Source organism: Kitasatospora sp. NPDC058170 (assembly GCF_042883905.1).
GTDB lineage: Bacteria > Actinomycetota > Actinomycetes > Streptomycetales > Streptomycetaceae > Kitasatospora.
On the sequence record NZ_JBHVUV010000001.1, the window covers coordinates 604,877 to 626,105 of the forward strand.

Sequence of the window (21,229 nt, forward strand, 5' to 3'; positions counted from 1 at the left end):
CGACCACGATCCGTGCGGCCACCGACCACGATCGGCGCGGCACCGGAGTGCCGCCACGGCCGGCGGTCCCCTTCTCGCGCGCGGACGCCCTCACCCGCAGAAAGGGGGGCGCTGCACGGCGAAAAGCGGGGTGCGACAAGAATCACACCTCTAGCCCAGGCGCTGGAGGGGCGTCAAGCCGTTTCCCCGCATGAGGGCCAAGACTGCCCGCCCGGTCATCCCCGGCAAGGGCCTGGGGGAGGGGACAGCAGATGAAGACCGTCAGCACACGGGGGTGGCAGCCGGGCCCGGCCGCGCCCGCGCCGTCACAACTCACCGAACGCCACCCGCAGTTGCGCCGCATCGCCGAACTCGCCGAACGCGCCCGGGCCGGCACCGGCAGCGTCCTGCTGCTCGCCGGCGCCACCGGCACCGGCCGCAGCGCCCTGCTCGCCGAGGCCGCCCGCCGCGAGGCCGCCCACGGCATGACCGTCCTGTGGGCCCGCTGCTCGGCCGACGAGTCGGGCATCCCCCACGCCGCCGCCCGCCAGCTCTTCGAGACCGGACCGGACGCCTACGGCACGCGCACCGAGGGAACGGACCGCCACCCCGGCGCCGACACCACCCTCTGGTCGCTGCTGCGCCTGCACGCCGCACACCACCCGCTGCTGCTCGCCGTCGACGACATCCACCTCGCCGACGAGCCCTCCCGCCGCTGGCTGCTGCAGATCGCCCGACGGATCGACCGGCTGCCCGTCCTGATGCTCGCCACCGAACGCCGCCAGTCCGAACTCGGCGCCACCGTCGAACGGTTCGCCCGCGGCCTGCCCCCGACCCTGGCCGGCACCAGCCGACTCGGCCCGCTCGACACCCCCGCCGCCGTCCGGCTCGCCGAGCACCGGCTCGGCCCCGGCACACCGCCCGGACTCGCCGCCGAATGCGCCCGGGCCACCGGCGGCAACCCGCTGCTGCTCACCGCCCTCCTCGCCGACCTGGGCGAACGCCCGACCCACCCCGCCCACCCGGACCCCCACCCCGGCCGCCACCCCGGTCTCCACCCCGGTCTCCACCCCGAGGCCCTGCCCGGCGCCCTGCCCGACAGCTGCGCCCGGCTGCCCGGCGGGGCCTTCCCCGACGCCGTCGAACAGTGGCTGCGCGGCGGCGGCGACCGGGCCCTCGCCGTCGCCCAGGCCCTCGCCCGGATGCAGGAGCACCCGGCCGCCCGGACCGCACCGCTGCCGGGCGCCGGCCACTGCGACCCCGCACCGATGCTCGCCGAACTCGCCGGCGCCGACCCCCGCCAGGTCGGCGGCTGGCTCGCCGAACTCACCGCCCAGGGACTGCTCGACAACCCCGGACCGGGCCGCTGGCCCAGGTTCGCCCACCCCCTGCTCGCCGACGCCGTCCTCGCCCGCCGAGGACCCGACCACCGCGCCGAGGTCCACCGCGCCGCCGCCGAGTTCCTGCACCGCCACGGCGCACCCGACGAACGCGTCGCCGGCCACCTGCTGTTCGCCCCCGCCCCCGCCCCGCGCTGGGCCGCCGACGCCCTGCGCTGCGCCGCCCGCAGCGCCTCCGCCGCCAACCGCCCGGCCGACGCCGTCACCCTGCTGCGCCGACTGCTCGCCGAACCGCTCACCGACCGGCGCCGCGGCCTGGTCCTCACCGAACTCGGCGGCCTGGAGGTCACCCTGGGCGCCGCCGAGCGCACGGCAGGGGTTCGCCACCTCGCCGAGGCCGTCCACGTCCACCAGTCCGACGAGGGGGTCTTCCGCACCGCCAACACCCTCGGGGCCGTGCTGGCCGCCCGCGGCGACACCCCCGCCGCGCTGGAGGTGATGGAGGAGCTGGCCGAGCGCTTCGGCGACCGGGAGGACCTCGTCCACGCCGTGCAGGCCGCCGCGGCGCTGATCGCCGCACACGACGGCCACAGCTGGCTCCAGGTGGTCGAGGGCCTGCAGCGGTTCGCCGCCCGCACCCCGCACCGGCTCGCACCGGCCGCCCACGCCCTGCTCACCGAGTTTGACTCCACCAGCGGGGTGCTCTCCGCGGCCGAGGTCGCCGAGCGGGTGGGGGAGCTGCTCGACTCCCCGGTGGACCCGCTCTGCCGCTCCTACGTCCTGGTCTCCGCCGCCACCCTGGCCCAGTGGGCGGACCTGCTGCCCGAGGCGGACCGGCTGGTGGAGACCGGCCTGGCCGGCTACCGGGGGCCCACCCTGGACCCGGGCTACCAGTGCCTGCTGAGCGTCCGGGCCGAGCTGCGGGTGATGCGCGGGGAGTACCAGGCGCTGCTGGACGAGTTCGCGCTCACCGAGCCCGCCGCACCCGCGCCCCGGCACGGCGGCGGACCGGCCGCGGGCGCCGAACGGTCCTGGTGGTGCGGTGTCCCGGGGGAGTCGGAGGCGCCCCTGATCGGGGCGTCGGTGGCCCCGGCGGCCCCGGTGGGCCCAGCGGTGGGTCCGGTGGACGAGGCGGGTCCGGTGGGTGCGGCAGCCCTGGCGGGTGCGGCCGTCCTGGCGGTCCCGGCGGAACCGGGGCCGGCCGCGCCCGGCGACGCCAGGGCGATCGGCGCCCGCTACGCCGGGCTGCTCGGCCAGCTGAACGCCCACCTGGTCGCCCAGGCCGTCATCGCCCTCACCGAGACCGGCCGGATCTGGCAGGCCCACGGCCTGGCCCGGGCCGTCGTCGCCGACCACTCCCAGGGCTCCTGGGAGTGGAACGAGTACCTGTACGCCCGCGGAATGCTGCGGCTCGCCTCCGGAGAACCCGCCGAGGCGCTCGTCGACCTGATGGAGTGCGGGCGCCGGCAGAGCGAGCGACGGGTCTGGAGCCCGATCGTCACCCCCTGGCGCTCCGCCGCCGCCGACTGCCACACCCTGCTCGGCGAACCCGGCCCGGCCGTCGCCCTCGCCGAGGAGGAGCTGCGGCTCGCCCGGGTCTGGGGCACCCCGCGTACCGTCGGCCGGGCCCTGCGCGCGCTCGCCGCCGCCACCGGCGGCCGGCACGGACTGGACCTCGCCACCGAGGCCGTGGACCTGCTGCGGCGCGCCGAGGTGGAGGTCGAGCTGATCCCCGCACTGATCACCTACGGGCGGCTGCTCGCCGACGGCGGCCGGCGCGGGGCCGCCCGCCGGGCCCTGCGGGAGGCCGCCGGGCGGGCCGAACGGCTCGGCGCGGTACGGCTGTGTGCGGTCGCCGTGGAGTCGCTGCGGGCCTCCGGCGCCCGGATCGGCCGGGGCGAGCACGCCGGGGCGGAGGCGCTGACCGACAGCGAGCTGCGGATCTGCCGACTGGCGGTGGCCGGCCACTCCAACGCGGAGATCGCCGGGATGCTGCACCTCGCGCGGCGCACGGTGGAGACGCACCTGACCAACAGCTTCCGGAAGCTGGGCGTGCGGCGGCGCGCCGAGCTGGCGGGGACGCTGGAGGGCTGAGCTGGAGGGCTGAGCTGGAGGGGGAGCTGGAGAGCTGAGCTGGAGGGCTGAGCTGGAGGGGGAGCGGGAGCGCAAGCCCCAAGGCGGTCGAGTAGGCGCGACGACGGGTCCGGGCTGCCCGATCGGGCAACCCGGACCCGCTCACCGCCGCACGGCTCGAAGCCGTCCCGTTTCGCTCCGCTCAGCCGGCGAGCGCCGCGGCCATCCGCCCGACCTCGCGGTCCAGTTCGACGGCCGGGTCGGGCGAGCCCGGCGACCAGCGCTGCCAGGTCCGGGCCCGCAGGTAGCCGTCCACCGCGAGCGGCAGCCGATCACGCAGGATCCGCTCGGCCTCGCCGTCCGGCCCGGCGACCCGCAGCCGGTCCAGCAGGTCCTCCAGCCGGACCGAGGCCGGCAGCGGCAGGTCCGCCAGGCTCCGGGCCAGGGCGTCCACCTCGACCGTGAAGGGGTCGAGGGGATCAACGGGGAGCGCGGCCGGCGGCTCGTGCTCCAGGACCGATGGCCCCGCGGGCCGCGCCGCCCCGGGCGACGGCCGCCTCGACGGGGTCAGCAGCGCGCCCGCGCCGTACAGGCCGACCACCACCGCCGGCCACCACACGCCGCCCAGCCCCAGGAAGTGCAGCACCAGGCCGCCCGCCCCGGCCGTGCAGCCGACCAGGTTCCGGGCCGACTCCAGGTAGCCCAGCACCCGCCGACCGCCACTGCTACTGGTAGCCACGGATCTCCTCGAACGCGCCGTCCAGCGAACTCGTGCCGTCGAACAGCTTGCCGCCGGTCAGCTCCGCGATCCCCTGCAGCTGGCCCTTCGCCGCGTCACCGAACAGGATCGGGAACACCGGCACCGCCTTCTGCGCCGAGGACAGCCCGGTGTAGAAGTTCTTGAAGTCCTTGTCCGTCGCGCCCTCGTTGCTCTCGCCGTCCGTCATCAGCACTATCGACGTGAACCGGTCGTCCGCGGCCGCCGCCTGCTGGCGCTCGATCACCCGGTACGCCTCCTCCAGCGAGCTGTACACCGCCGTGCCGCCGTCCGCCCGCAGCGCCTGGACGTCCCCGTTGATCGCCGCCAACTCGGCCTGCGGGCCCGGCTGCGTGCCGCTCGCCGGGACCAGGTGCGTCTTGGTGGACTTCACCCTGGACGCGAAGTCGATCAGGGTGACCTCCTCCCGGTCCCGGAACCGCCGCACGCCCCGGGTGTCCTCGGCCCCGGTCAGCCGGCCGAGCGCGGCCTTCAGCGAGGCCAGCCGACCGCCGGACATCGAACCCGAGGTGTCCAGCACGTACACCGTCCGGGACGGCCGGCGCAGCTCGTTCTGGTACGAGGCCAGCAGCCCGTCCGCGACCGACTTGCTGCCGGGGAAGGGCAGTTCGCGCCGCCGGTCGGTGGGAAGCCCGGGCGCCGACGCCGCTCCCGCGGTCACCGGGCGGCGCAGCGTCAGCTCCGAGATCCGGCGCTGCACGTCGTCCTTCAGCAGATAGGCGGTGAGCCGCTGGAAGGAGTCCCGCTCGCGCTGGGCGGAGGAGCCCAGCAGCGACAGCGGGTAGTCCGCCGACACCACGCCGTCGGTGGGCCGCACCACCGTCAACTGCTGGTCCTGCGCAAGGGTCTTGTTCAGCGAGAGCAGGACCGACTCGTAGTTCACCAGCGCCCCCACCCGGCCCGGTTCGGCGCGGGAGTAGGCCTGCGCCAGCCAGCCGGAGGAGCCCGAGGTGAGCTTCTGCCCGGTGAAGAACTTCTTCAGCGACGGCGTCGCCTTCTGCACATCCGCGTCCGTGAGCGCCGAGTTGGCGCCGGAGAAGGCCGAGGCCACCGCGACCAGCGCCGAGAAGCCGGAGTTGGAACGCGACGGGTCGGACATCCCGTAGGAGAGCTTCCCGGCCGAGGCGGCGTCCGCGACCTGGGCCCAGGTCACCTTCGAACCGTCGCCCCAGCCCAGGTCGTTGAGCGTCGAGGAGCGCACGCCGACCGCCACCGGCGAGACCATCACCGGGGTCTCGGAGAGCAGCTTGGACTTGCCCGCGTCGTCGAGCCGCAGGTAGTGGTTCGACGGGAACCAGACCGCGTCGTACTTGCCGTCCGCGCGGCCGGAGGAGACGGCGTCGGCGCCGTCCAGCGAGCCGGTCCAGGCGAACTGCACCGTCACCCCGGTGGCCTTCTGGGCCTCCTCCAACACCGGTGCCATGTCCTGGAGTTCACTTCCGGCCAGGACGCGCAGCACGCCCGCCTGGGCGGTCGGCGCGGGAGCGTCGGTCGGCTTGGGGGCGGGATCGGCGGAGGAGGTGCAGGCGGTCGCCACCAGCAGGGCCAGGCCCGCCGCGAGCACCCTCCCGCCGCCGCGCCGTGCCGCGGTCTTCACACGCATTGCCGTCGTCATCCCCCGTCACTTCCCCTTGGCCGCGTTGATCAGCTTGTTCAGGACCGCCACCCGGGGCACCTGGGCCTGCTGGATGCCCGCCGCCGCCAGGTCGGGGGCGTAGACCAGCCCGCCCTTGCGGTTCTTGACCGCCCGCCCGAGCGCGGCCGGATCGGCCTGCGGACGGAAGCCGAACCTGGTCTCCAGATCCCGCAGGGCCGGGTCGTCGCGCAGCGCCGTGGCGAGCTTGTCGCCGTCGGGCTTGAGCGTGACCAGGGTGTGGTCGCTCGACACCGTGGTGTCCGGGTAGAGCACCACCAGGTCGTCGGGCGTCGTGCCCTTGGTGCTCAGCGCCGCCACCTGGGACTCGTACACCAGCACCAGCGGGTTGCCGACCCCGGACAGGAAGTCCTTGAACGGGCCGTCGCTGCTGGTCTTCTGGTCGCCCTGCATGGAGGTCACCTGCTTGAGCACCCCGGCGACCCGGGCCACCCCGGCGTCGTCGGACACCACCTGGTGGCCGTTGGCCAGGTACGAGACCGCCGCCAGGTACAGGGCGCCGGAGGAGGAGGTCTCGGGGTCGGTGGTGGTCAGGAAGATCGAGCCGGACAGCTCGGCGTGCTCCTTGGTGCCGTTGAGGTCCTGCCAGCGGAGGCCGCTCTGGACGGACTTCAGATAGCCGTCCATCTTGAACGTCCAGACCCCGGTCTCCGACACCGTGGCCAGGGAGTTGGACTTCAGGACGTCCGCCACCTGCCGGTGCGCGAGCACCACCAGCGGTGAGTAGAACGGGCGCACCGACTCACTCTTGATCGACTTCTTCTGGCGGATCTCCTCCGCCGGGGAGAGGCTGGAGGGGAAGGCGAAGTCGTATCTGTCGAGGTCGCTGTCCCCCATCAGCCAGGACCCGGTGGTCACCGTGTCGACCTTCAGGCCCTGCTTGCGCAACGCCGCGACCACGTCGGGGTCGGCGAAGAACTCCCGCTTCTCCGAGCCGATCACGCCCGAGATGGTGATGACCTTGTCCTTGCCGTCGGGGTCGCCGCCCGGCCAGAACAGCGCGACACCCACCCCGGCAAGCAGCACCAGTGCCGCAAGTACCCCGAAAACACGCCTCATGCCGAACGCTTCCCCCTCGCCCGATCCGGGTCCGGGCATCCACCCGGGTGACGAGCGTCCCGCCGGGGTCGGAGCGGCAGCGGAAGTGACGGTGAACCAGGGGTGAACAGCCCTTCACGGAATCGCATCGAACGGCCCGGGGCGGCGCGGCCTGTCCGGCTCGTACCGATGCGCACCGCCGGTTGTCGGAGCGTCAGGATCGCGCCACCCGAGGGGAAAAGTTCCCTTGACAGTGATTCTTCGGTGAAGAGATCGTGATCGCGGATCATGGGCGGCGCGCGTCCGCGCCGCTCGGGGAACCAGACGGGGGGCCTTCTCAGCCATGCCTGCTTTCGGTCACGGCACATCAGCGAAGTCCGGTGCATCCGGACCACCCGGTCCGGCCGACGGGCGGGGACGGACCCGCCTGTCCAGGGTGGCGGGGGCGGCGGCGGTCGCCCTGTCCCTGCTCCTGGCAGTGGCGCACGGCCAGGAGCCCGCCCGGGCGGAGGCGCCGAAGAGCGAGCGCGTCGACGCCGCCCCCGACGCGGCCGCCGCGAGCAAGGCGGCCCGCCGCCAGCACAGCCGGGTCGAGGTCGCCGACGCCCGCGCCGCCGCCGCGCAGACCTTCGCCAACCCCGACGGCACCTTCACCACCGAGATCTCCCCGCGGCCCACCCGGACCAGGCAGGGTGACGGCTGGGTGGACCTCGACCCCACGCTGCACCGCAGCTCCGACGGGCGCTACCTCCCGCAGGCCACCTCCACCGCGGTGGAGCTGTCGGGCGGCGGCTCCGGCCCGCTCGCCACGCTCACCGTCGAGGGCGGCCAGCGGCTGGAACTCTTCTGGCCGGACAAGCTCCCCGCGCCGACCGCCGACGGCGCCGCCCTGACCTACCCCGACGTCCTGCCGAGCGGCGTCGACCTGGTGGTCACCGTCACGCCGACCGGCGGCGTCCAGGAGGTCCTGGTCGTCAAGAACGCCAAGGCGGCCGCCGATCCCGGGCTGGCCGCCCTCAAGCTCGTCACCCGGACGAGCCCCGGCCTGGCCCTCGCGGCCGAACCGGGCGACGGCCTGACCGTCAAGGACGCCCAGGGCCGCGCGGTGTTCGCCTCCCCGCCCGCCCGGATGTGGGACTCCGCGGTCTCCGCGGCGGCCGGCGACCAGGCCGCGAAGGCCCCGCAGGACAGCAAGGCCCCGCAGGACACCAAGAGCCAGCAGGCCGCGAAGGCCCCGCAGAGCTCCAAGAGCCCCAAGAACTCCGCCGGAGCGCAGGCGGCCCCCGACGCGGCCCCCGCCCCGGAGGCCGCCCGGTCCGGCGCAGGCGGCCCGGGACCCGGCGCCCGGGAGGCCCCGGTCACCACCAGCGTGCAGGACGGCACGATCGGGATCACCCCCGACGCCGGCCTGCTGACCGCGCCGGACACCGTCTACCCGGTGTTCATCGACCCCTCGTTCGCCACCCTCACCACCGTGGCCCACGCCGAGGTCAAGTCGCAGTACCCGGCGATGTCGTCCTACAACGCGACCCCGCCGCCCGCCGGCCTCGGCGTCGGCTACCAGGGCTGGATCGCGCCGGCGGGCATCGAGCGGACGTACTTCCAACTCGCCGTCCCGACCGGCCTGGTGGGCAAGCGGGTACTGAGCGCCACCCTGGCCGCGACCGAGACCTTCGCCTCGGCCTGCCAGCCCAACACCGTCCAGGCCTGGATCACCGGCCCGATCAGCCCCAGCACCACCTGGCTCACCCAGCCCGCCCAGCTGCAACTGATCGGCAGCGCCACCCTCCAGGGACCCTGCGCCTCCCGCCCGGGCCCGGTGACCGGCCAGATCGACGCCACCACGGCGACCGCGCAGGCCCTCGGCGACGGACGCGCCAGCCTCACCTTCGCGCTGCGCAGTTCCGCCGAGGCCGACAAGAACGGCTTCACCCGGTTCGCCGCCGACCCCACGCTGTCCGTCACCTACGAGGACGCCGTCCAGGCCCCGGCCACCCCACTGGTCTCCTCCGCCGAGTACCCGGCCGACAACCAGCCGCACGGCGGCGTCGGACGGTCCGGCACCTTCGCCCTCAAGCCGGGCGGCGCCGAGCAGATCGCCAAGTACAGCTACCAGCTGGACACCGACGCCGCGGCCACCGAGACCGCCGCCGCCGCCGACGGCTCCGCCACGGTCACCCTCACCCCGACCTCCGCCGGCCGCCGCACCCTGACCGTGCGCGCCTTCGACGCCGCCGGCCACGCCTCCACCCCGGCCGCCCACTCCTTCGTCGTCGACGCGTTCGCCTCCGGCGACCCGCACGACCTGTTCTACGACGCCGCCGGCCAGCTCGTCGGCGTCTCGCAGCCGAACGGCGAGAGCGCCCGCTACGAGTACGACGCCGCCGGCAACACGGTGTCCACCAAGCGCACCTCCTCGTCCGAGCTGACCGTGCTGTCCACCGTGCCGAACCAGGCGCCGAGCGGCGCCACGGTCGAGATCAGCGGTACCGCGTTCGCCACCGACCCGGCGGCCGTCAGGGTGACCTTCACCGGCACCGCCACCCCGGCCCAGGTGGTCACCGCCGAGCGGAACCGCCTCACCGTGGTCGTCCCCGCCGGCGCCGCCGACGGCCCGGTCACCGTCACCGTCGGCGCGTCGACCGCGACCGGCACCGAGCGGTTCCGGATCGGCACCGCCCGGCCCGCCCCGGCGCTGACCGGCTTCTCGCCCGCCGCCGGCGCGCCCGACACCACCGTGACCCTCACCGGCAGCGGCTTCGACCCGGACCCGTCGCGCAACTCGGTCCTGTTCCACCGCACGCTCGCCAAGGTCACCCAGGCGACGCCCACCAGCCTCACCGTGGTCGTGCCCGGCGCCTCCTCCTCCGGCCGGATCACCGTCCGCACCCCGGGCGGCACCGCCACCAGCGGCACCGACTTCGTCGTCCCGCCCGCCGGCACCGCCCCGGGCACCCTGGTCGACGGCGGCGCGCTCACCGTCGACGGCACCCCGGTCACCTCGACCATCGCCGCCGGGAAGGCCCTGGGCCTGCGGTTCGAGGGCAAGGCCGGCGACCGCCTCGGTCTCGGCATGTCCGCCAACAGCATCAGCACCCCGTCGAAGTTCCGCCTGTACGACCCCTTCGGCCGCTCCTTCGCCGCCGACCAGTACGACACCCCGTGGCCGCTGGAGGCCCGGACCGGCCGCAACGTCCCGCTGCCCGCACTGACCACCAGCGGCGTCTACCAGCTCGTCATCGACCCCGACGGCACCGGCACCGGCTCCCTCACCACCGCGCTGACCCGCAACGTCACCGGTACCACCAGCACCACCGACCAGGGCTTCGGGTTCAACCTGGCCACCCCCGGACAGTTCGTCGAGCTCTCCTTCGAGGGCAAGAAGGAGGCCTGGTACGGGCTGGCCTTCACCGACGCGACGCCCGCCGTCAAGTACAAGTACCTGACGGCCACCCTCTACGAGCCCGGCGGAGCCAAGTTCAGCACCTGGCGCAGCTTCAGCCTGGACAACTACCTGCGGCTCAAGACCTTCGCCCCCGGCACCTACCGCCTGGTGATCGGCTTCACCGACGCCAGCGTGGGCGGCGCCCGGCTCTGGCTCTCCGAGGAGACCGACGGCGGCACCGTCACCCGCGACGGCGCCGAGAAGCAGCTCGCCCTCACCCGGCCCGGCCAGCAGGTCCGGCTGAACTTCGACGGCACCGAGGGCCAGCAGCTCGGCCTCGGCTACACCGCCGTCAACCTCAAGATCGGCTCCACGACCTACCTGCCCGGCGTCACACTGGTCCGGCCCGACGGCACCCAGAGCAGCGTCTACGCCTCCGGTGAAGGCGCCGACCTGCCGAAGCTCGCCGCCACCGGCCGCCACGAACTGATCGTCTCCGGCGGCGCCGCCACCGGCACCGTCACCCTCTGGCTCAACTCCGACGCCACCGCGGGCACCACCGCGGTCGGCGACGACAAGACGATCACCATCACCCGGCCGTCCCAGAACGCCCGGCTGACCTTCCAGGGCACCGCCGGCCAGCGGCTCAGCGTCGGCAGCCTGCCCAAGGGCTACACCGGCACCGTCGCCCTCACGGTCAACGGGCCGGACGGCAAGCAGATCGCCTCCCGCAACTCCGGCGGCCCCGACCTGCCGCCGCTCCCGACCACCGGCACCTACGAGATCGTCGCGAGCGCCAACACCGCGGCGCTCGGCGACTACACGCTCCAGCTCTCGGCCACCGTCGACGCCGGCCCGCTCGCCGTCGACGGCGCCGCCAGGACCGTCACCGTCGGCCGGGCCGCGCAGAACGTCCTGCTGCGCTTCGACGGCACCGCCGGCCAGCGGCTGAGCCTCGCCGTCACCGCCGTCACCACCGGCTACCGCTCCCACAACCTGCGCATCACCAAGCCGGACGGCAGCCAGCTCGGCCTGGCCGGCTACGTCATCGCCAACGACAGCTACACGCTCGCCGCGCTCCCGGTCACCGGCACCTACGAGATCACCGACGACCCGGACGCCGGGGCCACCGGCACCGCGACCTACACCCTGTCCACCGCCTTCGACGGCGGCCAGGTCGCCGTCGGCGGCGCGGGCGCCGCGCTGACGCTCAGCCGCCCGGGCCAGGACGGCCAGCTCTCCTTCACCGGTGCGGTCGGCGACTCGCTCCAGATCACCTTCAGCAACACCACCTTCGTCGGCGGCGGCTACCAGCTGAGCGTCATCAAGCCGGACGGCAGCACCCTGGTCGACCGCGTCACCCGCTATGACCAGAGCCCGTACAAGCTCTCCGCCCCGCTCGCGGTGGCCGGCACCTACCGGGTGATCGTCGACCCGAGGGCCGCCGCCACCGGCTCCGCCACGGTCGGCGTCGACCGGGTCGCCGCCGCGGTGGCGGCCAAGGCGGCGGGCGCGCCAGTCGCTCCTGCTGCCGACGCCTCCGCCGCTGATGCGGCTCCCGCCGCCGATGCCGCCTCCGGGCCGGCCCCGGCGTCCGCGCCGCAGTCGTCCGCACCGGCCACCGGGCCGACGCCCGAGCAGTGCGACACCGTGGCCGAGGCCCCGGCCGGCACCAACCGCGCCGTGCCGGTCGCCGACCCGCGCGGCGGCCGCAAGGCCCCCCGCCCCGGCGAGCCGTCGGCCGGCTGGGCCGCCTGCGGGTTCCCCCGCCAGGCCCCCGGCGAGACGTCCAGGCCCGCCGACACCGTCTGGAAGCCGGACGCCGAGAACCTCGCCGGCAAGGGCTGGTACACCCGGTACGGCGCGGCCCCCGCGCCGGCCTACCCGGCCGACGCGCCCAAGGGCACCACCGCCGTCTCCGGCCAGATCCGCACCGTCTCCGGCACCCCGCTGAAGAACGCCACCGTCAGCGTCGGCAAGGCCGTCGCGAAGACCGACGACCAGGGCCGCTTCCTGGTCAAGGGCACCGACCCGGGCCACCGCGTGCTGCGCGTCGACGGACGCACCGCGAGCAGCGGCGACCGCAGCTACGGCGTCTTCGACATCGGCGTCGACGTCCCCGCCGGACAGACCCTGCGGGTGCCGTCCACGGTGTTCATCCCGCAGACCGACACCGCGAGCACCGTCCGCATCGCCTCGCCGACCACCGAGCCGACCGTCCTCAGGACCCCGGCCATCCCGGGCCTCGAAGTGCGCATCCCGGCAGGGGCCGTGGTCCGCGACGGTGACGGCAAGCTCGCCACCGAACTGTCCATCACACCGATCCCGATCGACCGCACGCCCTTCCCGCTGCCGCCCACCCAGGTGCCGATCTACTTCAGCGTCCAGCCGGGCAGCGGCTACCTCTTCCCCGACGGCGCCCAGATCGTCTACCCCAACTACACCCGCGAGGCCCCCGGCACGCGGATGATCTTCTGGAACTACGACCCGGACGGCCAGGGCTGGCACATCTACGGCAAGGGCACCGTCACCCCCGACGGCAGCCAGGTCGTGCCGGACGCCGACGTCAAGGTCTACCGCTTCACCGGCGCGATGACCGCCGTCCCCGGCCACAACCCGCCGCCGGTCGCCCCGAAGCCCGGCCCGCGCGTCGGCGACCCCGTCGACCCGGCCACCGGCCTGCTCGTCGACGAGAACACCGACCTCGTGCTCGACGACGTCGTCCCGCTCACCCTGCGCCGCACCTACCAGCAGGGCGACCAGGACTCCCGGTCCTTCGGCGTCGGGATGAACTTCAACTTCGGCTACTTCCCGTGGTCGACCGGCAACATCGGCTACTACCGGTACCTCGAGGTCGACCTCGTCCAACCGGACGGCAGCAAGATCCACTTCCGTCGGATCACCCCCGGCGAGAAGACCTACGAGGACGCCCTGTTCCTCGCCGACCCCACCCCCACCGAGTTCTCCGGCGCCACCATGGGCTGGAACGGCAACGGCTGGGACGTCAAGCTCCGCAACGGCACCACCTACGTGCTCGGCGACGAGGCACCGCTCCAGGCGATCCGCGACAAGTTCGGCAACACCACCACCATCACCCGCGCCCCCGCACCCGCGGACAGCGACGGCAAGGTCCGCCTGCGCGGCCCGATCACCCAGGTCACCTCGCCCAACGGCAAGTGGATCAAGTTCTCCTACGACACCGCCAACCCGCCGCGGATCACCAGGGCCGAGGACAACCTCGGACGCGCCGTCACCTACACCTACACCGCCGACGGACACCTGGAGACCGTCACCAACCCGGCCGGCGGCGTGATGAAGTACACGTACGAGTCCGGCCGGATGAAGACCATCACCGACGCGCGCGGCACCGTCTTCCTCACCAACACCTACGACAGCGCCGGCCGCGTCTTCCAGCAGACCGCCGCCGACGGCGGTGTCACCCGGTTCGACTACACCACCGGCACCGACGGCAAGATCTCCGAAACCCGGATGACCGACCCGCGCGGCAGCGTCCAGCGCTTCACCTTCAACGCCCAGGGCCTCGCCACCAGCCGCACCACCGCCCTCGGCACCCCCGTCGAGCAGACCGAGCGCACCGAGTACGACCCCACCGGCGGCCGCCCGGCCGCCACCGTCGACGCACTCGGCCGCCGCACCGAGATCGAGTACGACACCAACGGACAGGTCATCCGCACCACGACGCTGGCCGGCACCCCGGACGCCCGCACCGAACGCGTCGAACGCGGCGGCCCGTTCGGCGAGGTCACCGCCGTCACCGACACCTACGGCAAGACCAGCCGCACCGAGTACGACCCCCGCGGCAGGCTGCTCTCCAGCACCGACGCACTCGGCCACAAGACCGTCTACACCACCGACGACGCCGGCCAGATCACCAGCGAGACCGACCCCACCGGTCGGAAGACCGGCTACACCTACGAGTTCGGCGACCAGGTCACCGTCACCGACCCGCTCGGCCGGGTCCAGCGCCGCCTCTTCGACCCGGCCGGCCGCGTCTACCAGGTCACCGACCCGCTCGGCAACGCCCGCACCACCGGCTACGACGCGCTCGACCGCGTCCGCACCACCGCCGACGGACTCGGCCGGACCACCGGCTACGAGTACGACCCCAACGGCAACCGGACCAAGGTGACCGACCCCCGCGGCGGCACCACCGGCTACGAGTTCGACGCGATGGACCACGCCACCGCCGTCACCGACCCGCTCGGCCGCACCGCCCGGCAGGACTACGACCGCAACGGCAACCCGGTCAGGACCACCGCACGCAGCGGCCTGGTCACCACCGTCGACCACGACCAGCTCGACCGCCCCACCACCACCCGCTACGGCGTCTCCGGCAGCACCGACCAGGGCAGCACCACCATCGGCTACGACACCGGCAGCCGCGTCATCCGCATCGACGACACGGTGAACGGCCCCACCACGGCCACCTACGACGCCTTCGACCGCCTCACCCAGGAGACCACCCCCCAGGGCACCGTCGGCTACGCCTACGGCGCCACCAGCCGCACCCGCCAGACCCTGGTCGGCGGACAGCCGCTGCTGGAACACCTCTCCGACGACACCGGCAGCCTCACCTCCGTCAAGAAGAACGGCACCGAGGCGGTCACCCTCCAGCACGACGACGCCGGGCGGATCACCCGCAGCGGCGCACCCGGCGACGGCGTCCACCAGGACTACCAGTACGACCCCGCCGGCCGGATCAGCTCCGTCACCTACCGCAAGGGCACCACCGACCTCGGCACCCTCACCTACACCTACAACGCGGCCGGACTCCCCGTCCGCGTCGGCGGCAGCTACGCCCGTACCGCGATCCCCGGCACCACCGAGGCATCCGCCTACGACGCCGCCAACCAGCTCAGGAGCATCGGCGCCAGGACCGTCGGCTACGACGCCGACGGCAACCTCACCGACGACGGCACCACCACCTACACCTGGAACGCCCGCGGCCAACTCGGCGCGCTGAACGGACCCGGCACCACGGCGAGCTTCGGCTACGACGCCCAGGGCCGCCGCACCACCCGCACCGTCGGCGGCGTCACCACCGGCTACCTGAACGACGGGGACAACCCGCTCCAGGAGAAGACCGGCACCACCGTCACCACCACCGTCGACGCCGGCACCGACCGCCTCCAACTGCGCGAGACCGGCGGCGCCACCACCCGCTACCTCACCGACCCGCTCGGCGGCGTCGTCGCCCTCGCCGACGACTCCGGCGCCCTCACCGCCCGCTACCTCTACGACCCCTTCGGCGCCACCGCCGCCAGCGGCGACGACAAGGGCAACGGCCGCCGCTACGCCGGACGCGAGGACGACGGCACCGGCCTCTACTACAACCGCGCCCGCTACTACAGCCCCGGCCTGCACCGCTTCCTCAGCGAGGACCCGATCGGCTTCAAGGGCGGGATCAACCTCCACGCCTACGCCGACAACCGCCCCACCGCGCTCACCGACCCCAGCGGCAACAAGCCCGCCTCCTCCGGGAGCTTCGTCAAGATCTCCGACGCGGCCGCCGACCACGTCATGAACGGAGTCATCACCAAGAAGGGCGAGTTCGCCGGGTGGCACCTCCACCCCAACCAGAGCGGCGGCATCCCCGAGGGCCGGTACATCAGCGGCAAGCTGGTCACCCAGTCCGACGGCTCCGTGAAGGTCGTCGACGGCGCCGTCGGGGCCATCGTGAACGGCGACAAGATCGAGAAGGTCGCGCGGGCCGGACACCACTTCTTCCCGGAGGACTGGACCAGGGCGGATATCCTGGCGGCCGGCCGCGAGCTGTTCGCGAACGGCACCTACAAGCGCGGCGGGACGCTGGTCCAGGGGGAGTACAACGGCGTGAAGATGACCGGCTTCCTGGAGAAGCAGCCGGACGGCACCTACACCCCGTCGACCTTCTTCCCCAGGGGAGTGAAGCAGTGAACACCACGACCGGCAGCACCCGGTGGGAGTTCCACACCGACGAGGACGACATGGTCATCGTCGAGGCACCCCCCGGCACCGACGAGAACCTGCGGCTGGCGATCGAGACCCTGATCCTCCCGTTCGGCCTCAGCAGCGACGCCCCCAGGACCTACCTCCAGGAGTGGCGCCGCCTCGCGGCCGAGGACGGCACCGGCTACAGCCTCGGCACCTCCGCCGCCGGCGCCCACCGGACCGGGCCGGACCTCGTCGAGATCATCGACATGTACGGCCAGTTCGAGGACTGCACGATCGACGCCGGGCAGTTCGAGACCGTCCTGGAACGCCTCACCGCGTACCTCGACAACGCCTGACCGCACGACTGGCACAGCCGCACAGCCGTACACCCGCCCGGCGCCGAGCGCCGGGCGGGTGTACGGCAAGTGCCGAGCGGCACCGAACCGTGAACCCACCGAGCGAGAGGAACAGCGTGACGCTCCGTCGCCGCCCCGTGCTGGCCGGACTGGTCGGAGCATTCGCCGCCACGGCGTGCGGACCGGACCACGGCGGACCGGACCGCACCGGGACGGCCGACGGCCCGCCCGACCCCACCGCCCCGGCCGGCACCCCCGGACACCACCAGCCCGGCGTCACCACCCCGCCACCCGCCGCCGCCCGACTCGCCGCCTACCGGGTCACCGCCCCCGACCGCACCGCCCTCGCCGAGGTCCTCCACCGCCTCGGCACCGAAGCCGCCCGCACCCGCGACGGCGAGAGCCTCACCGTCTCCGTCGGAGCCTCGCTCTTCGACCAGCGGTACGGACTCGGCGCGCTGCGCCCGCAACGCCTCACCGAGATGCCGGCCTTCCCCAGCGACGTGCTCGACCCGGCCTGGTGCCACGGCGACCTCACCGTCCAGGTGTGCGCGGCCACCCCCGAGCGGGCCGCCGAACTCGCCGCCGCGGCCGCCGCCGTGGCCGGGCTGGAACCGCTCTGGCAGCTCCCCGGGTTCCGGCCCGACAACGACACCGGCCGCGGCGGCCGGGCCTTCACCACCAACCTGTTCGGCTTCCGCGAGGGCGCCGGCAACCTGGAGGCCGAGGACACCGCGCTGATGGACCGCCAGGTCTGGGTGCGCCCCGGCGGCGGCGAACCCGCCTGGGCCGCCGGGGGCACCTACCAGGCCGTCCGCCTGATCCGCTTCGCGATGCCGCTGTGGGACGCCGACGCCGTCCACAAGCAGGAGGCCGTCATCGGCCGCCGCAAGGACAACGCCGCACCGCTCGGGGCCACCCGGGAGACCGACACCCCGGACTACGCGGGCGACGCCGAGGGGCGGGTGATCCCGCTCGACTCGCACATCCGCCGGGCCAACCCCCGTACCACCGAGTCGGACGCCAACCGCATCCTGCGGCGCAGCTACTCCTACCGCCTCGACCGGGACGCCACCGGGAACGAGAACGCGGGCCTGCTGTTCGTCTGCTACCAGCGGGACCTCGAACTCGGCTTCGCCACCGTCCAGCGGCGGCTCCAGGGCGAGGCGCTGGAGCGGTACGTGCTGCCGTTCGGCGGCGGCTACTACTTCACGCTGCCGGGCGCCGCACCCGGCGCCGAGGGCCGCCTCGGCGACTCCCTGCTGGCGGCCGCGTCAATACGCTGAACGCGCGTTTCGCCCGTTCGGGGAGGCCCGGCCGGGAGCCCGTCCGACATCGTGTCAGATTGTTCAACTCACCTTCCGGCAAAGGTCATCCCGAGGTCCGGACCCGCGTCGTTGTTACGCGCCGGTAATGCCTACCCTCAGCAGTATGCGCCGAGCAAAAATCGTCTGTACTCTCGGGCCAGCCACCGACTCGTACGACCAGATCAAGGCCCTGGTCGACGCCGGGATGGACATCGCCCGCTTCAATCTGAGCCACGGCTCCCACGTCGAGCACGAAGAGCGCTACCGCCGGGTCCGCAAGGCCGCGGACGAGACCGGCCGCAGCGTCGGTGTCCTCGCCGACCTTCAAGGCCCGAAGATCCGCCTGGAGACCTTCGCCGAAGGTCCCGTACTTCTCGAACGCGGCGACGAGTTCACGATCTCCACCGACAAGGGCGTCGTCGGGGATCAGAACATCTGCGGCACCACCTACGCGGGCCTCGCCTCGGACGTCTCGCGCGGCGAGCGGATCCTGGTCGACGACGGCCGGGTCACCCTGGAGGTCCTGGAGGTGGACGGGCCGCTGGTCCGCTGCCTGGTCATCGAGGGCGGGCTGATCTCCGACCACAAGGGCCTCAACCTCCCCGGCGTCGCCGTCTCGGTGCCCGCGCTCAGCGACAAGGACGTCGCCGACCTGCGCTGGGCCCTGCGGACCGGTGCCGACCTGATCGCGCTCTCCTTCGTCCGCAGCGGCCGCGACATCGAGGACGTCCACCGCGTGATGGCGGAGGAGGGGCGCTTCGTCCCGGTCATCGCCAAGGTGGAGAAGCCGCAGGCGGTCGACAACCTGGAATCCATCGTGGACGCCTTCGACGGCATCATGGTGGCGCGCGGCGACCTGGGCGTGGAGATGCCCCTCGAACAGGTCCCGATGGTCCAGAAGCGCGCCGTCAAGCTGGCCAAGCGCAACGCGAAGCCGGTCATCGTCGCCACCCAGATGCTCGACTCGATGATCAACACCTCCCGGCCGACCCGCGCGGAGGCCTCGGACGTCGCGAACGCCGTCCTGGACGGCACGGACGCCGTGATGCTCTCCGGGGAGACCTCCGTCGGGAAGTACCCGGTGGAGACGGTCAGGACCATGGGCCGGATCATCGAGGCCGCCGAGCAGGACGTCCTGGCCGACGGCCTCCCGCCGCTGACCACCGGCAGCAAGCCGCGCACCCAGGGCGGCGCCGTCGCCCGCGCGGCCGCGGAGATCGGCGACTTCCTCGGGGCGAAGTACCTGATCGCCTTCACCCAGTCCGGCGACACCGCCCGCCGCCTCACCCGCTACCGCTCGCCCATCCCCGTCCTCGCCTTCACCTACGAACCCGCCGTCCGCAGCCAACTCGCCCTCACCTGGGGCGTGGAGACCTTCCTCGGCCCCTTCGCCCCCACCACGGACGAGATGGTCGAACAGGTCGACGCGGCGCTGCTCTCCCTCGGCCGCTGCCAGAAGGGCGACATCGTCGTCATCACCGCCGGCTCGCCCCCCGGCCTGGCCGGCTCCACCAACCTCGTTCGCGTCCACCACGTGGGGACCTTGGACAACTGACCGCACTGCGTACGCCGGCGGCGCGGCTCCTGCGGAAACGGGGGCTGCGCCGCCGTCAGTACTTGGGTCCGATGTGGGTGTCCATGAGGGCGACTGACGCCTTGCGGGCGACGGACACGTTGACCTGGCCGGTGGGGCGGGGGACCGAGGCCTTCCACCGCACGCCGACGGCGTCGAGGGTGTCGGTGAAGAGGCGGATGATGTCGGTCGAGGTGTTGGTGAAGAAGTAGCGCGGGTACTCGTAGCGCTTCCGGACGCCGCCGACGGTGCGAACGGTCCAGTTGGTGATGCGGCAGCCGTCGGAGTGGATCAGCCCGCGCAGGAACTCCCACGGGTGGGCGTCGACGATCTCCTGCTGCCAGGCTGCGAGGGCGATCCGGCGCAGGTGCTTCGGGCCCGGGCCGTGCTGGGGGAAGAGGCAGGGCCAGTGCCTGCTCGTGCTGACCACGCTGGTGCACCCGGTGGCGCGGACGCGCTGGACCTTGTTGAGGGGCATGACCGAGGCCACCGCCCGTGCGCACTCCTCGACGAGTCCGGGCCACGCGTCCCCGCACGCTATCCGCAGGGCGTGGACCTTGCGGCGGCCCTCGCTGATGCAGCCGTCGCCGAGGTAGAGGCCGAGGAGATACGCGTAGTCGGGGCGCGGGAGCTCCCCGCTCGGATTGCCGCTGCGCAGTGGGCAGTCGGCCACCGGGCGCGGAGCGGGCACTGTTCCCGATGCCCACTCGCGGATCGAGAACCGGGAGATTCCGGTGACCCGGCTCACCTCGCTGAAGGTCAGCCCGGACGCGTGGAGGTCGACGGCTCGCTGCCGTGTGGCCGTGTCGTACATGTGGCCGAGCCTGCTGCGCTGACGGCGCGACGGCTGAGAATCGTGCGAATCTTCATTCGAAATAATGAAGATCGCCAACTATCTCGCGATTTAGGCGACCTTGGAATCGAAGGAAAAGTACCCCGGGTGGGATTCGAACCCACGCTGGATGGTGTTTGAGACCATTGCCTCTAACCTCTGGGCTACCGGGGCATCCACAGATTCGAAGGTTGCCCCCGACCCTGCTTGAACTCAAACATACCGTGTCTGGGTACCCTCGTGCATGCAGTACCCCGCCGGAACGAGGAGCCCCGTGAGCACCGCCGACGAGCAGGCTGAGCCGCTTGAGACCGAAATGCCCCAGATCACTCGGATTGTGATCGCCGAGGACGAGGCGCTGATCCGCCTCGACCTGAAGGAGATGCTCGAAGAGGAGGGGTACACCGTCGTCGGCGAGGCCGGGGACGGGGCGACGGCGGTCAAGCTGGTCGAGGAGCTGCGGCCCGACCTGGCGATCCTGGACGTGAAGATGCCCGTCCTGGACGGGCTGTCCGCCGCCGAGCAGATCCACGAGGCGCACCTGGCGCCCGTGCTGATGCTGACCGCGTTCTCGCAGCGCGAGCTGGTGGACCGGGCCCGGGACGCCGGTGCGATGGCGTACATCGTGAAGCCGTTCAGCAAGAGCGACCTGGTGCCCGCGATCGAGATGGCCGTCTCCCGGTACACCGAGATGCGGACGCTGGAGGAGGAGATCGCGGATCTCACCCAGCGGCTGGAGACCCGGAAGCTGGTGGACCGGGCAAAGAGCGTCCTGCAGACGAAGTTCGGGCTGAACGAGCCGGCCGCGTTCCGGTGGATCCAGAAGACCTCGATGGACCGTCGGATGACGATGGCCGCGGTCGCGGAGGCCGTGATCGAGGAGGGCGAGGCCCAGGACAAGAAGAAGGCCGAGGAGGCCGGGTCCGAGGGCTGAGCAAGCGCGACGAGGGGCCCCGTCCGGGTGGACGGGGCCCCTCGTC

General features: G+C 73.2%; 10 protein-coding genes and 1 tRNA gene. 6 read left to right on the plus strand and 5 right to left on the minus strand.

Features of this window, described 5'->3' with window-relative positions; genetic code table 11:
• The first annotated feature begins 251 nt into the window (after nucleotides 1–251).
• Entirely contained in the window at nucleotides 252–3,413 is a 3,162-nt protein-coding gene (locus ACFVVX_RS02760) for an AAA family ATPase (protein WP_387940587.1), read from the plus strand.
• A gap of 181 nt (nucleotides 3,414–3,594) precedes the next feature.
• On the opposite strand, the gene ACFVVX_RS02765 is transcribed toward ACFVVX_RS02760, so the two are convergent.
• Genes ACFVVX_RS02765 through ACFVVX_RS02775 form a run of 3 tightly spaced genes read right to left on the minus strand, consistent with a single transcriptional unit; the run spans nucleotide 3,595 to nucleotide 6,883 of the window.
• The gene (locus ACFVVX_RS02765; RefSeq protein WP_387940589.1) at nucleotides 3,595–4,131 is read right to left on the minus strand and encodes a hypothetical protein; all 537 of its coding nucleotides are present in this window, start codon (nucleotides 4,129–4,131) and stop codon (nucleotides 3,595–3,597) included.
• Nucleotides 4,118–5,773 (minus strand): VWA domain-containing protein, encoded by a 1,656-nt coding sequence (locus ACFVVX_RS02770; protein WP_387940591.1) that lies wholly within the window; start codon nucleotides 5,771–5,773, stop codon nucleotides 4,118–4,120. Before ACFVVX_RS02770 ends, ACFVVX_RS02765 begins: the two co-directional genes overlap by 14 nt.
• 18 nt (nucleotides 5,774–5,791) lie before the next feature.
• Nucleotides 5,792–6,883, minus strand: coding sequence for a hypothetical protein (locus ACFVVX_RS02775; protein ID WP_387940593.1), 1,092 nt, complete (start codon nucleotides 6,881–6,883; stop codon nucleotides 5,792–5,794).
• 415 nt (nucleotides 6,884–7,298) lie between these two features.
• On the opposite strand from ACFVVX_RS02775, the gene ACFVVX_RS02780 reads away from it, so the two are divergent.
• From ACFVVX_RS02780 to pyk, 4 genes are all read left to right on the plus strand, one after another.
• Entirely contained in the window at nucleotides 7,299–16,184 is an 8,886-nt protein-coding gene (locus tag ACFVVX_RS02780) for an RHS repeat-associated core domain-containing protein (protein WP_387940595.1), read from the plus strand.
• On the plus strand, nucleotides 16,181–16,537 hold the full coding sequence (locus ACFVVX_RS02785) for a hypothetical protein (protein ID WP_387940597.1): 357 nt from the start codon (nucleotides 16,181–16,183) through the stop codon (nucleotides 16,535–16,537). The genes ACFVVX_RS02780 and ACFVVX_RS02785 overlap by 4 nt, the downstream gene beginning before the upstream one ends.
• A 116-nt stretch (nucleotides 16,538–16,653) precedes the next feature.
• Nucleotides 16,654–17,823, plus strand: coding sequence for a Dyp-type peroxidase (locus ACFVVX_RS02790; RefSeq protein WP_387940599.1), 1,170 nt, complete (start codon nucleotides 16,654–16,656; stop codon nucleotides 17,821–17,823).
• A gap of 145 nt (nucleotides 17,824–17,968) precedes the next feature.
• Complete coding sequence (gene pyk, locus ACFVVX_RS02795) at nucleotides 17,969–19,399, plus strand: pyruvate kinase (RefSeq protein ID WP_387940601.1); 1,431 nt, start codon at nucleotides 17,969–17,971, stop codon at nucleotides 19,397–19,399.
• Between the two features lie 55 nt (nucleotides 19,400–19,454).
• On the opposite strand, the gene ACFVVX_RS02800 is transcribed toward pyk, so the two are convergent.
• Nucleotides 19,455–20,231 (minus strand): transcriptional regulator, encoded by a 777-nt coding sequence (locus ACFVVX_RS02800; protein ID WP_387940603.1) that lies wholly within the window; start codon nucleotides 20,229–20,231, stop codon nucleotides 19,455–19,457.
• 118 nt (nucleotides 20,232–20,349) lie between these two features.
• A tRNA-Leu gene (locus tag ACFVVX_RS02805) sits at nucleotides 20,350–20,423 on the minus strand.
• A gap of 70 nt (nucleotides 20,424–20,493) precedes the next feature.
• Between ACFVVX_RS02805 and ACFVVX_RS02810 the strand changes: the two genes are divergently transcribed.
• Nucleotides 20,494–21,183 carry an ANTAR domain-containing response regulator gene (locus tag ACFVVX_RS02810; RefSeq protein WP_387940605.1) on the plus strand — a complete coding sequence of 230 codons (690 nt, stop codon included), beginning with the start codon at nucleotides 20,494–20,496 and terminating at the stop codon, nucleotides 21,181–21,183.
• Nucleotides 21,184–21,229 lie beyond the last annotated feature (46 nt).